8 protein-coding genes are annotated in these 15,888 nt (G+C 47.8%); all 8 read right to left on the bottom strand.

All coding sequences use genetic code 11. The features are described 5' to 3' along the window. Window positions 1-485: 485 nt before the first annotated feature. Entirely contained in the window at window positions 486-1,514 is a 1,029-nt protein-coding gene (locus ACN6KS_RS15060; protein WP_094869010.1) for a cache domain-containing protein, read from the bottom strand. Window positions 1,515-1,578: 64 nt separating this feature from the next. Further along, entirely contained in the window at window positions 1,579-4,026 is a 2,448-nt protein-coding gene (locus tag ACN6KS_RS15055) for an alpha-L-rhamnosidase-related protein (RefSeq protein ID WP_440959939.1), read from the bottom strand. Window positions 4,027-4,126: 100 nt separating this feature from the next. Continuing rightward, the gene (locus ACN6KS_RS15050; RefSeq protein WP_143812094.1) at window positions 4,127-5,554 is read right to left on the bottom strand and encodes an ABC transporter substrate-binding protein; all 1,428 of its coding nucleotides are present in this window, start codon (window positions 5,552-5,554) and stop codon (window positions 4,127-4,129) included. A gap of 141 nt (window positions 5,555-5,695) precedes the next feature. Next, window positions 5,696-6,580, bottom strand: a complete 885-nt coding sequence (locus tag ACN6KS_RS15045; RefSeq protein WP_440959938.1) for a carbohydrate ABC transporter permease — start codon at window positions 6,578-6,580, stop codon at window positions 5,696-5,698. 5 nt (window positions 6,581-6,585) lie between these two features. Next, entirely contained in the window at window positions 6,586-7,518 is a 933-nt protein-coding gene (locus tag ACN6KS_RS15040; protein ID WP_440959937.1) for a carbohydrate ABC transporter permease, read from the bottom strand. Window positions 7,519-7,790: 272 nt separating this feature from the next. Further along, window positions 7,791-9,902 carry a hypothetical protein gene (locus ACN6KS_RS15035; RefSeq protein WP_440959936.1) on the bottom strand — a complete coding sequence of 704 codons (2,112 nt, stop codon included), beginning with the start codon at window positions 9,900-9,902 and terminating at the stop codon, window positions 7,791-7,793. Beyond that, window positions 9,895-12,537, bottom strand: a complete 2,643-nt coding sequence (locus tag ACN6KS_RS15030; RefSeq protein ID WP_440959935.1) for a glycoside hydrolase family 2 protein — start codon at window positions 12,535-12,537, stop codon at window positions 9,895-9,897. Before ACN6KS_RS15030 ends, ACN6KS_RS15035 begins: the two co-directional genes overlap by 8 nt. Window positions 12,538-13,004: 467 nt before the next feature. After that, on the bottom strand, window positions 13,005-15,809 hold the full coding sequence (locus tag ACN6KS_RS15025) for a glycoside hydrolase family 2 TIM barrel-domain containing protein (RefSeq protein ID WP_440959934.1): 2,805 nt from the start codon (window positions 15,807-15,809) through the stop codon (window positions 13,005-13,007). Window positions 15,810-15,888 lie beyond the last annotated feature (79 nt).

Genomic DNA, 15,888 nt, shown 5'->3' with positions numbered 1-15,888 from the left:
GAAGCAACCGCTAAATTCACTTTAGTATCCCGTTATCTTAGTGCTTCGCGGTACAATCCATAATGTGTTCACATCGTGTTGAATGAGTTATCTTATCTTATCTTATTTTATTTTTTTCGGGAACCCATATACAAAAAGTATCATACCGAGGAACGTAAGGATTGGCACAAAGATATTATCGAAGAAGCCTGTAATATGAGTTTCAGGTAAGGTCTCAAACATGTTTGCTTCGTATAACGCAACAGTTTCATGGCTGCGAGCTATCAAAGAGCCCACACGTTCAATAGCATAGATTACTCCAGCGGAAATTAGAAAGGATGCCCCTAGTTTTCTGTATAAGTCGTTTCCCATAAAATATTTATATCCTCCTCTATTTTCGTTAACTATCTCTCCCATTATTCCGCTTTACCACATTATTCCAATTGATAGATATTAGAATCTCATTTATTTCCCATAGATTCTGTCTGCTATTCTGACTGCCAATCTTAGTCTTTCATCGTGGAGTTAATTTTCAAGTATAACTGTTTCAGCGGATTAACAATACTGCCGCTAAGCTTTGAGATCAGCAACCAGAAAACTATGAACACCATGATGTTTAATCCGATCATTAAATACTTAAACGTCCGCAGCTCTGCATTCATTCCGTCTGCAGAGATATAGGTGACAATCCGCTCGTCCGATTCGGGCAGCGGATAGAGCAAAATCAAGCCGTCGGCCGTTTCACGCTCAAGTAGATCTGCATCACTACTGGCGATACCTTCTTGACCTTCCGGCTTAGCCGGATGATTCATTTTCGGTGTGGCCAGCGCTGTTCTAACTTCTTGCAGTCGCTTCATGGGCACATCCGCCGCATTCAGTAGCTTTCCGTTACTTGTCAGCAGATAAACTTCATTCTCGCCGTAGATCGTATTCTTGCCTGACAGGTAGAAGCTGTACAGCTTGTCAATCTCAACTTCGAGCGAGAGCAGACCTAAAACTTGCCCCTCCGCATCCTGAATTTTCACTTCAAGTAGCAGGCGGTCGCGCAGATCAGAAGGCGCATTCATCAGATGTTCCCGGTTCAGCACCGTCCAGCGCAAAGCCTGTTCCCGATTATCCAGAAATTGTTCCATCACCGGAACTTTCTTGATCTCTGCAAAGGGGAGAAGCCCGGATACATTGCTCGAGGAGTACGTCCCCCCTGCTTCACCCCAAATATAAATACCGAGAATGTCACTGCTAGAGGAGCGAATGCCCTCAAGTATCGGAGAAATCGCTCCGTCGTACGCTGGTTTTTTCAACGCATTCTGTACCACCTGATTGTTGGAGATAAGCTTGGAGGTCTCCTCTAGCCAGTTCATGAACAAAAGAGTGTTCTTATGCTGCTGGCCAGTGTATTGAACGGACAACTGCCGCAACATATCCAAACTTCTATGCTCCATAGTACGGTACAAAATGAAACTCGAAGCGGCAATGTAAACGGTAATAAACAGCACCAGGACAAGGCGGATGTTGCGGCCGAATGATCTGAACATATAACTCCCCATCCCCCTCTGGTGTATGAATCAACGAAAACGAAGCTCAATTGAAATCAGACTATCAGCTAAAGTGACTAATATCGATCGCCTTATAAAAAGAACCTGCATCTGTCAGCAGCACTTCATGATTAGGCAAGATAATTGTAATCGCCGAACCGGCTGGCCAGTTAGCTTCAAAATGGAAGCTTTTATGTCCCGCTTCTGAATGGATTTCCCATTTTACATGTATTGGACCCAGACTTGTGCTTACGATTCCACTGGCCTGTTGCAGATCGCCGCAATGTGGCTTTACGGTTATTCCCTCTATCCCTTGCCGGACACCCAATATCCCTCTTGTGAACTCAGTGATCGGGAGAGCGCTCCAGGCGTGACAGTCACTTCTGGTTCCAACAGAGTCCATTTCCGGGAGTGTAGTGAGGTTCAAATCCAGCTGTTTCATCCAACGAGCCCATAGTCTGAAGGAGCGGTCATACAATCCGCAATGTTCCAACGCGCGAAAAAGATAATAGCTCATCGGCAGCGAAAGTTTAGCCAGTGATGTGTCAGCCATTGTAATCTCTAGTAGTGCTGCACCCTCTACAGCGTCCACCGTGTCAGCTAAAATCGCCCAGACCTGCGTATGCTGGCTCAGCTGTGTTTCCGCTGTTGCCGCCGGGCTGTCGCGGAACATCAGGCTGTTCGTTTGGCGACAACAATCCAGCACTGCAGCGTTGACTGCGGCTTTTCGCTGACGTAGTTCACCAGCAATCTGTGTCCAGCCGCTGGCTGCAAGCAATTCAGCCGCTTGCTCCAGCGCGGCTGCATACATCAAACTAAGCATGGTCGCTGGTGTATCATCCGTACAGTCTGGTGCACCAAGTGGCCATTCTTCTACCCAGTCAAAATAATTCCAATATTGGCGAGGCGTTCTGTCCACCAGACCTTGCGGTGTCAGTCGCTGATCGAACCAGTCCAATACGGATAACAGTGGCAGTCGGTACCGATTTACCAGTGCCAGATCTCCAAAGGATCTGTAGTGGTCATGAATCATCCCGATCCAATATAAAGAGAAGGAGGGGATGACCTGTGGCAGCACGGAGGGGTAGCGGCTTTGCAACATGCCATTTGGCAGCTGCGAAGCCCTGTAATCTTCCATTGCCCTCCGTGCCAATCGGTCGTCTCCTGATAACAGGTACGTAAATTCCATCATCAGTTTGGTATCCATGGTATATTGCAACTGTTCATAATACGGCGTATCCTCGTAGGTCTCATGCATGCAGCGTTGAAGTGTTCGGACACTCAGCTCCCAGAGCTGGTTATATCGTTCATCGTTGCAATGAAAGCTTCCTTCCGGCAGCAAAGGATAGCCGGTCTCCCGATAACTGAAGCCGGATATCGTCAAAGGTTCGGCTCCAGTATTCACCTCCAGCCGGATATACCGGAAGGTACGAAACCAGAATGGCTCATAGCTTTCCATCTGCACCGAGGTGCCATAACCGGCAGGATGATAGCAGTCATATCCTCCTCTTAACACATTCTCCTGCATATCATCACGGATGGATTTGCGACGGATCTCGTCATCTCCAGTCTCTTCTTCGTAGCACTCGGCGTACAGCAGGGTGATTCGGCTACCTTTCCCCCCAAGAAGCTTAAGCTGCGGATAAGCTGTGATTAGCTCTCCTGCATCCAGCTCCAGCCAGAGTTGCTGCCACGCTTCCACGTGTATTCCTGCTAATGGCCGCGAAGCTCCACCAGCTTCATTCCGCAGCTCCAGACTATGCCCGTTTTCAAAAAGGGCTTCCCCTTCACCACTGCTGCTGCGCATCAGCTTCAGGAAGAGCTGATCGCGCTCATACAGCAGCGGAATCGGTCGCTCCGCCAATTGCCAGGGGGTTAATTGACCATAATCATCCCGCACCGGCTGTACAATCCCTGCGGCTAGCCAGGCGCTGTCGTCATATTCCGGCAGAATCCAATTCAGCAGCGACATGTCCCCCTCCACCTCTTCCAATCCGCCCATCCAGCGCATAATCGGAAACGGCTGAAGCCGGTAGCTGTGGTCCCTAATGCTTTTCCATGAGGTATCCGTATTGAGTTCCTGCACAAGCTGCCCATTGTTCATAACATCCGCTTCTACAAGCAAGCCGCCTTTTTGCGAGCGCCAAATCGATAGAGGACCGTCTTCACCCAATTCAAATGGCGAAGTCCCAGCATAATGAACTACCATAACAGCAATCACATTTATACCTGGTTGCAAAACGTCATTCAAATGGAACTCCTCATAATAGTGTACATGACCATGACCCTTGCAAGGACCGGCCCATAAACGCTGCCCGTTAACAAAGAGTCTGTAGCGGCTGTCAGCTGTAATGGCCAAATTCAGACTGTAGGCCCTCCCCGCTCCAGCTGGCAGCTCAAACATTTTGCGAAAATACACCCGCTCGTGTTGCTGCTCCCAACTTTCAGTTCCTTCCTCGTCCAAAGGCCAGATCCATCGCGCGTTCCAGTCTCCCCATTCTTTTGCTGCCATATAATGCACCTCTCCTTTATCCCTTAGAGTAGATTTTGGCAATGTACGCAGAAACGGCATCGCCGCCCTTTAGAAGGACGACGCCGCCGTTTGACTGTGTTTATTTCACCTTGTCGAGATAATCACGTTGAAATTCTTCAGCAGCCTTAGTCAAAACCTCCAGTGGATCTGCGTTTTTGTCCGTTAGGACGGTTTGCAGTACAATATCCAACTTCTGGTACAATTCCTGAGCGTTGACCGGCTCTTCTGCCCGCATGCCTTTACTGCCGTTGTCCATATAATCACGGAACAAATCCAAGTTTACATTGTTGTATTTGTCGAGAATCTTCTGTTCTTCACCGATCCGCTTCTCATCTGTCCAAATCCGCAGTCCGTATGGGCCTACGATCAGCCCCTGATCACTCAGTGTCTTTTTCTCGATATCCCAACCAGTCAACGCCTCCTCTGAGGATTCCGGAGTGAATCCGTAGGTTTTTAGCCATTTGAATCCAGCATCAATCTGCTCAGGTGTTACATTAGGCGAAAACATATATAGACCACCTCCGAGCAGGGTTACAGGTTTTCCGATCGGCCCAACTGGAAGTGCGGACATTGCCACATTATCTTTAGACATTTTGGTCTGCTGCTGGATGACTGGAGACCAGTCATTCGTGCCGAAGCTCATTGCGACTTGATCGGTACCGAACAAGCGGAACATGTCATTTGTAACATCGACCAGATTATTATCTGGCAGAACATCATATTTCCATTTCAAGTCCTTCACATATTGCAGTGCTGCCGCTGCTTCTGGAGAATTGAACACCGCTTGCCATTTGCCATCTACCTGTTTTTCGAATTCCGCGCCGTATGCCCAGGCAATATTCATGAACATCCAACCGCCCTGGCCACTTTTTGTTGGTAGGAACATTCCCGCCTTACCAGTCTTTTGCTTGATGATCTGCGCGGTTTCTGCCAGCTCATCATATGTCTTAGGGAACTTTGGTATGCCTTTATCGTCCAACAGACCAGCTTCCTTAAAGAGATTCATATTGTAGAGCATGCCGATGACATATCCGTCCTTCGGAATCCCGTAATATTTTCCGTCTTTGGTAACCATCTTAAGCAGATCTGGATTGATCGCCTGATCATAACCATATTTTTTCATAGTATCCGTTATATCAGCTGCGTAATTTGCTTTGATAATTTTGCTTGTTTCTGTAAAAAAGGTTTCGTAAACCGTTGGAAGCTGACCACTGGCCGCTTTAGGCAGGAAAGAGCTGACGTCATACCCCCATTCATCCTTGTCCACAATGATATCCGGAAAATTAGCTTTCATCTTCGCCATAACCTGCTCATACTGGGCGATTTTGGCTTCCTCATTCGGCTTCGGCCAGTTACTGACCTTGATCGTCACTTGTTTGTTGCTCGCTTCTTCCGTATTCCCCCCGGCGTTCTCTTCTTTGGAACCTCCGCAGCCAGCCAGACCGGCCGTAAGAAGTAATGTTAGCGCCAGTGTAGCTGTAATTTTTTTGGTGTGTTCGATTCTCAATGTAATTCCCCCTAAGCTTATTGTTAAAGCATTCTTCACAACATGTAAAGCGCTTTCTTTTGAATCTGAAATCATCTTACCACGCACCTTCTGCAGCACCCTACGGGGCAAAACTGTGAAATGGTTTGTGATCGGGTGATGTTACCCTTTAATACTTCCACCAAAGGATTGCCCGTTCATAATGTACTTTTGGAAAAAAACAAACAGGATAATCGGCGGCAGGATCGCAAACGTCAGCGCAATAAACTGAATGTCCTGCGGCAAAGTCGCTTTCAGATTGTAAATGGCCACAATGACCGACCAGGTCGATTTATCCTTCAGCACCATAAAAGGCCAAAAGAAATCCTGCCAGACACTGTTCATCGTTAGTATCGTAATTGTTGCCATAACCGGTCCGCTGAGCGGAAGTATCACCCGGATAAAGATACCGATCGTGCTCGCTCCGTCAATTTTGGCCGCTTCCAGCAGCGCCAGAGGGATGGTATCAAAAAAATTCTTGAAGATCAGAATTACCACCGGATTCACAGCAGCCATAAACCACATCGGCCAGTAAGTATTGGTCAGGTTCAAGTGTAACAATGGAAAATCAATCAGGTTTTTGAACAGCGGCACCATCCCGACTGTATTCGGAACCATCATGGTCCACACGATCAGAGCAAACAGCAGTGCACTCCCTCGAGGCTTAAGCTTGGAAAAAAAATATCCTGCCAGCCCGTTAAACATAAGGCAAAATAGTACAGAACCGACAGCTAAGTATGCCGTATTCAGATAATAACTGAGAAAGTTAAATTCCTGCCAGGTCTCCCATAGCTTGCCAACATTGAATGAGCGAGGAATCAGGGTGGGCGGGATCGCATAGAACTCTTTGATGTCTTTAAGACTCGAGACCATAATCCAGACCGGAGGCAGAATACAGACGGCGGCAAGCACAATCATCAGAATGAACATGCACCAATACAGCACGCGCACCCAAGGTGATCTATATTCTATATTGCCGATAATGCCAAATGCTTCTTTTGTTTTCATAGCTTCTACTCCCTGTTCAATTTCTTATCCAGCCGGAAATAAATAATAGTAAGCACCATCAGAACAAGAAAAGTAATAACTCCCAGCGCCATGGAATGCCCTGCTTCAAAACTCCGGAATGCATAATAATAGCTTTGCAGCATCAACGTCATTGAGGCATTATTCGGCCCCCCCTCGGTCATGACCAGAGGCTCGTTGAAGATCTGGAATACACCGCTAATCTGCAAAATCATCATCAATCCGATCATACTGGAGATTTGCGGAATGGTGATGCTTTTAAATCTTCGCCATACATTCGCACCGTCGATGGAAGCCGCTTCGTACAGATCATGATTAATGCTTTGCAGACTGGCTAGATAGAGCAGCACCGTTCCCCCAAAATTCCGCCAGGTAATCGTGAAAATAATCAGCATAATCGTCATGTCCGGGTCCTGAAGCCACTGCTGCACCGGGAATCCCAGAGCGCTCAGCATAATATTCAGCACGCCGCCCTTCCCAGGCTCAAACAGAAACATCCATAACATCGAGGCAGCAATACCGGGAACCATGCTCGGAAAAAAGACTGAAAAGCGGAAAAACGATTTCCCATGCCTGAGCTCATTGATCACAACTGCGACTATAATGGGTACAGCAAATCCAATCAGCAGCGACCAAAACACATATACAAAAGAGTTGGTCAGTGTCTGCTGAAACGCTGAGTTCTGTATCACATCCTTGTAATTCTGCAGTCCGGCAAAGCTTACGGCATTATAACCCTCTGTATTGAAAAAAGAGAGCACAATGCCCTTGATCAGCGGCTGCCAGGAAAAAAAGAAAAAGGCAAAAAGCGTAGGGACAATTAATATCCAAGAGGACCAATCTCTAAATAGACGCCGCACAGGATAACCTTTCTTTTTCTTAGTCATTAAAGGATTTAGTTCAGTGGTTTTTCCAATCATGCTCCTGTCCTTCCTTCCTCCCGAAGCCAAGATTCACTCCGGTCAGGCGTTGTTAGTTGTTATATTTAAATGATAGCGCTTCCTTCGAATCCTCGAAATCCGGTAACCCTGCGAAAGCGTTTGTAAAGCTACTTATTTTGCTGGAGTGTTTATGCGAGAAATATAAGAGGTAGAGTATGGTATGAAACTTATACTTTCTTATATTTCAAAAAAAAGCGATGTACGCACCGAAATGGCCGTACACCGCTTATGTTCATGTTATGACGTTTAGGTTAGGCCTCACTTAGCCCTGAGCTAATACATAGGACGGCTGCTTCCGCCCGGAACGCTTCGCTCGCCGGATTGGGCTGCTCCTCCAATATGCGGAGTATCGCCTGCGGCTCCACGCCGGGCTGTGGCACACGGGATGGAGATACTACGTTCCAGTCCTGTTCACCCTTGAGCCTATAAGACAACTCATAGAGATAATAACCCTCATGCTGCCCGTCAGCGAGTTGGCTTGCCCCATCCTGCCACGAGCAGAGCTCAAGAGGATGCTGTTTATCTGGCAATTCACCGGACGCGAGTGTAATGCGCTCATTCCGGACTATTTGCTGCTTCTGTTCCCAAGCCTGCTGATCTAGGATTCCCAGCTCTAGGCGGTATTCCATTCCCGGCTCTCCATAAAGAGTCCAAGCCACTGGACTACCCACCGCAACGAACTTCGGTGCCTCCAGAAAAACTGGCTGATGAACCGGAACAAAACGTTCCGTCTGCTCCCACTCGCCCGCAGCTGGACTGCGTCTGCGATAATGCACCGTCCCCGTGAATTCAAGCTCCTGTTCCTGTAGTATAGCTTTTAGACACAGAGCAGCCTGCTCGTAAAGGTCCGTGCAGTTGTTATGCCCGAAGCGGTAGCCGATCTCATGGCGAAGTGGAATGCCACGACTCCGGACTAAGGCCGCGAAGGCAAAGCTGAATCGGCTGAGGGTAAAGGCATCATGCGTGCCGTGGTTGATCAGCAGCTTTGTGCCGCTCGCTTTAAGACCCTCCAGGAAGAAAGTGGATTCCAGTCCGGTCGTTTCTTGTAGCCTTGCGGAGTCAGTAGCTCCCGTCAGCGTCTGTAGCAGCGTCTCGATTCCCGTACTTCCGGTCTGTGGATGCCTCCAATCCTTCTTCCAGATCTCCCGATAACCTGTGTCCACCTCTGCCACATGCCAAATCAACGGACAGGCCCCTTCTGCAAACTCACGGGTAAGCCCATTCAAAATTAGCGGAGGTGCATAACACAATGTGTAGCGCACCCGATACGGCAGCCGAAGTGGATTACCTCCGGCCAGCAACGCAGTCAGCCCACCGCGTGAGCCACCCACGGCCACAACCTGCTCCGCATCACCGCCATAGCTATCTTGGCCTCTGGCAATTGCAGCTGCGATGCCGGCGTAAATGGAGCCTTGCAGGGAGCGGCTGCCGATGTACCCCCCGCCGTTCCAGAGAACACCAACAACACCTTTGCCTGTGCTGGCCAGAGTCTTGCCGATGATTTCCAGAAATGAGGGGCCTACAGTGCTGAAAGTATTTTCATTGGCATCATAATAACCGTTGAATAACAGCGGATAGCCCTTAACACTTTTCCCACTCCAATTGGGCGGCAAAATATAGGACGCAAGGCTATGCTTACCGTTCTCCGTAACTAAAAGACTGCCGCTGATGAGCTGAAACACAGGCACATTGTTTAAAAGAGCCCCATCGTCAGTCGATTCATTACGGAAGACCACCGGATACCCAAAGGTCTTCAGGATACGGTCGCTCAAGGAGATGGCAACTAAATCATCTACTGCATAGAGACTGTAGCGGTCACCAATATAGTGTTCAAATTGCGGGGTTTTAAGTACTTTATCCCCTTCGTTACTGCCGAACAGCTGATAATCTTCGGTATTGTACACATAAGGGCTATCTGAATCGTTATTATAGAGCCGTACATGCTCAGCTACAACCTTCTCTCCAGCTTCGTCCATCCGCAGGGTTCCGATGCCGTCGGTTCCACCATAACGGAAGCCGCCTTTTCCCTCAGCAGCACTGTTATCCCAGTGTGATACTACTGGAAGCGTATTAATCAGCAACGGGCTGACCAATACGAATACTCCTTCTTCTAAATTCTGGCTTCCTTCCGTTTTTACTACCTCCGCCTCAACTGTATCCTCCCGCAGGGTTGACCAAGCTGCATTTTGGTAAGTCACTTCACCGCTGCGTAAGCATGCCAGCCGCAGTTCTGCGTTGTGCAATTTTAAATAATCAGCCACAGCCCTGGTAACGGGTACAGCAATGGGCGCAGTTCCACCATTCAGAATAAACCGACTTAGTGGAACGTATTTTCCCGGTACAAAACACAATGATTTACTCATGATCTCCTTCTCCTTCATCCGATATCGTTTCGCCCTGTGCTGTCAGAAACGAGCAAAATTTAATTTCTGGTAAGCCGTCGGTACTATTGTAATTCTCCCCAGCCAGAAATCCTCCCGACAGTTTCGGTGTGCAAGTAACCGTTACCGTCCTGTTTTCTCCCGGAAAAAGGGTGAGGAACTGTTCTTCTGCTTCCATCCAGTAGCGGTTCCCCTTCTCCTCAGCATGTACATGAAGCAGTACTTCACTACCAGTATTATGGAGGGTGAAGTGAGCTTGGTGACTTAACTCTCCTACACCAGTGGGTAGCCATAAGCTTTCCTGCCGCACGTGAAGGTTTCCACCTGTAAGCTCAAGTGCTGGGGCATAAAGATGTTTTTTGGCTGTGGAGAAGACATATAAATTTTGCTGCAGATCTTCTTCAACATTCCGGAATGACAATCTAACAAAATATAATTGATCCTCATCCTCAGACACGCTGAAATTAAGCTCGCCAGCACAGACAGCACGCTCTTTGTCTCCTTCTGCTTCAAAGAATTGCCGATGTAGGACCCGGCCCGCTGCATCGAGTACTTCCGCTTCAACATTAATCCTACCTCCATCCCCACCATGAACAAATACATTTCCCTGAAATCCGGTGCCAGGTATTAGCAGTAGACTCCGATAATCTAGCGATGCATGCAGCGGACGGAAGGCCTGTTTCACCCAATGGTAGGCCATCTTCGTTTCCCCATAATAATCGACAAGATTGGTGCAAGACACATTCGGCCAAGGCTCGTTGAACTGCCACACAATGCTCCCGCTGTTTCTGAATTTTCGGCGACGGTTGGCCTCCAACACGAAGCGGATACCTTCTGCTTGCATCCATTGGCTGCAAATGGTGAACTGCTTCAAATTGCTCATGCTACCAAACATTTCTTCTTCACGGCTAAGCGTATCCCACCACTCCCCGTGATGTCTCCATACCGCATTGTTCTCCATCGAGACAGGCTGTTGGTTGGTTGCCTTCAGAAATTTCTCTAGGCTTTTAAGAGAACTAAGTCCATCCACTCCGAATTCGCTATGCAGCAGATTATCGTTACTGCCATATAATTCGTAGTGATAGGGGTTGCCCATATACTTCCAGTAGCCATGAACATCATGACCCTGTCCCCTGGCTTCCGTAATATATTCCACCGGACCAGATGCCGAGGTAGGCAGAAAGAGCCGCTGCGGATCATACTGCTCTACCAGCCCCTTTAGCATCGCCAGATTGGAATCGCTGAGGTCTGAAGGCTTGTTCGGTTCACTCATTAATTCATTTCCACCGCTCCATACCGTCAGCGATACATGATTGCGTTTGTCGCAGAGTGTGGTGCAAGCCGTCTTGCGCAGCAGTTCCAGGAACTCAGGCAGCTTGGATGGAATATTATCAATGCCTGAACTCGATTGGATGAACTCCTGCCAGACCATAATGCCGTTTACATCACATAAGTCGTAGAAGGCCTTCTTCTCAATGATTCCGCCGCCCCATACCCGAACGAGATTGATATGTGCCGCTTTCATCAGATGGATCATCTGCTGATACTGTTCGACCGTCACATTTCCGTAGAGATGATCCAAGGGTGTGATATTAACCCCTTTTATATAAATCTTGCACCCGTTGATCACAACCGTATAAGGTAGCGCGTTGTCGGGGCTTCCTTCATTAAGGAGATAATTAAGTTTGCGGATGCCTGTCTGAAACCTTCTTGTATCGAGCTCCATATCGTATTCGTCCATTAGCTTCAACTCAAGGCTGTAGAACGGTTGTTCTCCGTAGCCGTTTGGATACCATAGCTGAGGTTCAGGTATTTCGAGCTCCGCGTTTAGAACTTCTCCTGCAAGAAAGGAGTACGACTGAACCAGCAGCGGATTCCCCTTCGGATCAGAACAAGTGATGCTCGCTGTCACCCTCCCTGCATGTTCAGGATCAGCCATCTGTTTGATGCTTGCCTGAATAGAAATTCGACCTGACACCTGCCCGCCATTCTCACCAAGCTCCGCATCTGTAGTGATCGACACGTCTTGCCAAGAACAATCCCGGTGAACCCTCAGTACTACATCATCCCAGATTCCGACGTTGACTAACCTGGTGGAGAAATCCCATTTATAATTAAAACGGCTCTTCTGTGTGAAGGTGGCCGAGGTTTTGCCGATTTGCCCCATTTCATCCGGGGCTTGCTTCAGGAGCACTGAGATTTCCAGACTCTCCCGCTCCGAGAGTAGATCTGTAACATCAAATACAGCCGGCTCGAACATTCCCTTATGCTCACCCAACAGGAAATTGTCGGCGTAAACAGCTGCTTCATAGTCTAGACCTTGAAAGACAAGCTCAACTCGCGTTGACTCTAGCTCTGGAGGTTTTAATGTCGTGCGGTAAACCCACCAACGGTTCTCCACCCATTCACAGCTTAAACTGTTCAACTCTTCATAAGGATTGCTAATCCAGGCCTGTCTGTATAGATCATAATGAACTCCACCCGGCACGGTGGCTGACATCCAGTCTGTAACTCCCATCAATTCCTGCCCCAGCTCCATGCTGGTGCCCTTTAACGGCACCCAAGGCCAGTACCCTTTGACTTCCCAATTTAGATCGTTCAATAAAATTTGTTTCATGTCTTCTCCCGTTCCCCCAAATCCTGCATAATTTGGCGCTGTTCATGATTAAGAACGGCTCTGGCGCCATCGGTTAATGCGCTTACAATTCTATTCATCCAGCTTCATTATCAATGATAGCATCGGGTTATCATTTTCGAAGGCCCCTAACCCTGTGAAATCGTTTGTTAATCTGCTCAGTTGCAGCTAAGTACAAACAACCATTCTAGATAAAAACTATTTGTAGAACGCGAAAAAGGCTGAATTTTGGAAATTAGCTTCTTCTGGGTCCGAAACTCTCCAAATCTTAGAAGATGATTATACTGTGAAGTTAAAGTCTGCCCCTTATCTAGCAAAAAGAGCAGCGATTCTCTTGTTACATAGAGAATCGCTGCTCTGCTGTTAAACAGCCCATCTTACTTACAGAAGCATAGTCCTTCTGTTATGTTCACCCATGTGAAATACAATGAGGAGCCCTTAGCAATCCCCTACTTGATCAACTCAAGAAGCTCATTCACAGTTGCTTTGTATTGTGGTTTGAACGCTGCGGATTTGATGTAACCCGCAAGACTTGATAAGAACTGTCTTCCTTCAGGCGAATCGCTTACCTTGTCTGCATCTAAAGCGCACACTAGTAAGTTGCCTGCTCCTACGCTGCATTCCACGAGGAAACTAAGCTTATGATTTCTTTCAAAATTGTCGATGGTCTGCACCACGGGATTCCAACTGCGATCAGCTTCATCCATGATAAAGGATTTTGAGTGCTGAACGATATTCCACCATGGATATGTTGAATACTCCTCGCTAGGGAACTCGTGGAATACAGGATGGCTGTTATCAATTAAGAGCCCCATGGTACCCACAGGAACTGGCCGGTTCATGCTCTCTGAGATAGAGCGGAACATTGGGTAACACCAGAAATCTGTGCAGTAATAACCCTCGACAGCATTTAGGAGAGTTTCCGGTTTCGGCATCAGCAGCACGCTCTCACCTTGCTCCAGCAGTGCAAGCGCATCACTAGACAGCTTGTCGAATACATGGATGCCTTCCAGCATATTGCCGCTCTTTTCTGGGTAGATCCATAGATCGTAGCTCTTACGAATATCTGTCCCCTGTATCGAGAGAGACAATACGATTGTACTCATCCGGTCAACTACAGGCAGCGTTATCTCCAAATCACAGATATCGATGTAATTCCTTCCTGCAGGAACGTTCACCTCGGTTGTCCCTTCTGCCAAAATACCGTTATCCACAGTCAGTTCCCAACGTAATTCAAGTGTATCTGGCAAACCGCTGCGGAAGCAGCTTAGCTCTATATGAGCATCGAACGGTTCACCGGAGACATAGTTATACTTAGGAAATCTCGCCAGCAGAACGGCATCATTACAGAAGGTTCGCCATTCCTCAGGGCTAATCATTCCTTTGGAATCCATAAAGGCGTCGAGGACACCTACTAATGCTGTTCCCTGACCGCTGAAATCCTGGAGATCTAGGAGCTGGAAGCCGGCAAGCCGCCGGGAGCGGAATGCCGCCTCGAGTTCCTCTTTGTAACAAGCTACGGCCAGCTGCCCTGAGCATTCGAAGTATTTAGCGGCTAAATGCCCCAGTCCCTTACTTTCTAAGCGTTCACGGAAAATTTTGAAATTCTCGGCCTTGAGTGGTCCATTATATTTTTCGATCTCTTCAAAATTTGGATAGGTTGCGTATTGTCCAATCTCATGCGAGACAACAGGAATGTGCGGTATCCATTCTCCGGAAGCCTCATCTGCCTTCACGGTCTTGGCTTCGGTACCATACTGAATCTGGATCTCACCGCCAGCTGTATCTTCCATCTTCTCTCCATTCAAGAGATCCAAGGGTACAATTTGATCATCATAATCCTTCATTGTACTCGGCAACGCAGTCTGTACATGTCCTAGTGGTGCATCACACATTGCATAAGAACCTCTGAAGAGTCGTTCTCTGGAGAAGCGCACACCGCTGAAGAAATCGTCATGTTCCAGAATTTCCGGTACCCATTGGTGGTTATTGGAGCCCTGTGTATAGAGAATCCGATTATCGAACGCTTTATATGCCTTCAGGAAAGAATCAATTTTAGCTTTACTGCCCCATAGCTCATTACCAAGGGACATCATCACAAAGGAAGGATGGTTGCCGAAAGCCTGGAGAATGGCATAACCCTCGTTGATCAGATAATCCTGTTCGGCCTGATTATGGCCCTCATCCGTTTCTTCCGTGATTGTACCCCAGAATGGAAGTTCTGGTTGCATATAGATCCCAAGCATATCTGCAGCGGTAAATGCAGCCTCCGGTGGACAGCAGGTGTGGAAGCGATAATGATTGATACCGTAGGACTTGGAAATGCCAAGGATTCTTACCCATTCCTCGACATCAGTTGGGGCATAGCCGGTGAGCGGGAAGATCAGGCCGTCATGTTTGCCGCGGAGAAAGGTTTTCTCTCCGTTGATTGTAAACTTGTCACCCTCCGCTCGAAATTCCTTCAAACCAAAGCTGAGCTCCTGTTGGTCAGTGATATGTCCATCCCTGTCTTTCAAAACAAGGGTTATATTATAAAGATTGGGAGCGCCTTCACTCCAGAGCAACGCGTTTTGGCCTAGCACATAATCGACGGAAAAAAGCCCCGGTGAAACAGGAAACTCACGCTCGTCCACCGCGTGTGTCTCTTCACTATTGAAGCTTTGGGCAGACACCGCAAGCGTAGTTTCACTGTTGCTGTCCAAGGTTGCTGTAATACGAACCGTACGTGCAGCCAGATTCGACACCAGTCGGATATTAGTAAGCTGCGATTCCCCATAGAACTGAAGCTCCATACGACCGGTAATCCCATTCCAGTTGGTCTGGGTATCCTGTGAAGTCAAATGTCCGCCTTTGGTTGGGTAATCGGTATTGCCCACACGGACAGTAATTGTATGAATTCCAGCTTGTAGCTTCGGCAATTCATATATATGCGGGGTATTCAGACTGTTACGGCTACCGATCTCCGTATTGTCGAGCCAAAGCGTCGTAAGTCTCGTCCGTTCCAAAAATAGATAGCAGGCCTTACCGGCCAGCTCATCCGGAATGAATACTTCTCTTGCGAACCAGACTTGCCCTTCAAACAGATATTCATCCGTTAGAGCGCTTACTAAAACTTCCTCGTTCTTTGGTCCTTTACGTGCGTATGACGTTGTTCCCGGCAGTGTGATAGCATCTGTAAAAGGCAAGGTTAGTCCCTGTTTAGTCTTGTCCAATTGCAACTTCCATTCGCCTTCAAGGTTGATCTTTGTCTGCAAAATATCACTCCTATTATGGTAATCACTGAACTCTAGCAGTATAATGCTCTACTATATAAAGATTAGCATATTAAACCAG

The organism is Paenibacillus nitricinens, assembly GCF_052056485.1.
Classification (GTDB): domain Bacteria; phylum Bacillota; class Bacilli; order Paenibacillales; family Paenibacillaceae; genus Paenibacillus_AQ; species Paenibacillus_AQ nitricinens.
This window is presented reverse-complemented; position numbering and strand designations above follow the sequence as displayed.

Bases quoted from the DNA above. Each gene is read 5' to 3' on its own strand.
- ACN6KS_RS15060 (WP_094869010.1), bottom strand. From the start codon at position 1,514: ATGTTCAGATCATTCGGCCGCAACATCCGCCTTGTCCTGGTGCTGTTT.
- ACN6KS_RS15040 (WP_440959937.1), bottom strand. From the start codon at position 7,518: ATGATTGGAAAAACCACTGAACTAAATCCTTTAATGACTAAGAAAAAG.
- ACN6KS_RS15035 (WP_440959936.1), bottom strand. From the start codon at position 9,902: ATGAGTAAATCATTGTGTTTTGTACCGGGAAAATACGTTCCACTAAGT.
- ACN6KS_RS15030 (WP_440959935.1), bottom strand. From the start codon at position 12,537: ATGAAACAAATTTTATTGAACGATCTAAATTGGGAAGTCAAAGGGTAC.
- ACN6KS_RS15055 (WP_440959939.1), bottom strand. From the start codon at position 4,026: ATGGCAGCAAAAGAATGGGGAGACTGGAACGCGCGATGGATCTGGCCT.
- ACN6KS_RS15045 (WP_440959938.1), bottom strand. From the start codon at position 6,580: ATGAAAACAAAAGAAGCATTTGGCATTATCGGCAATATAGAATATAGA.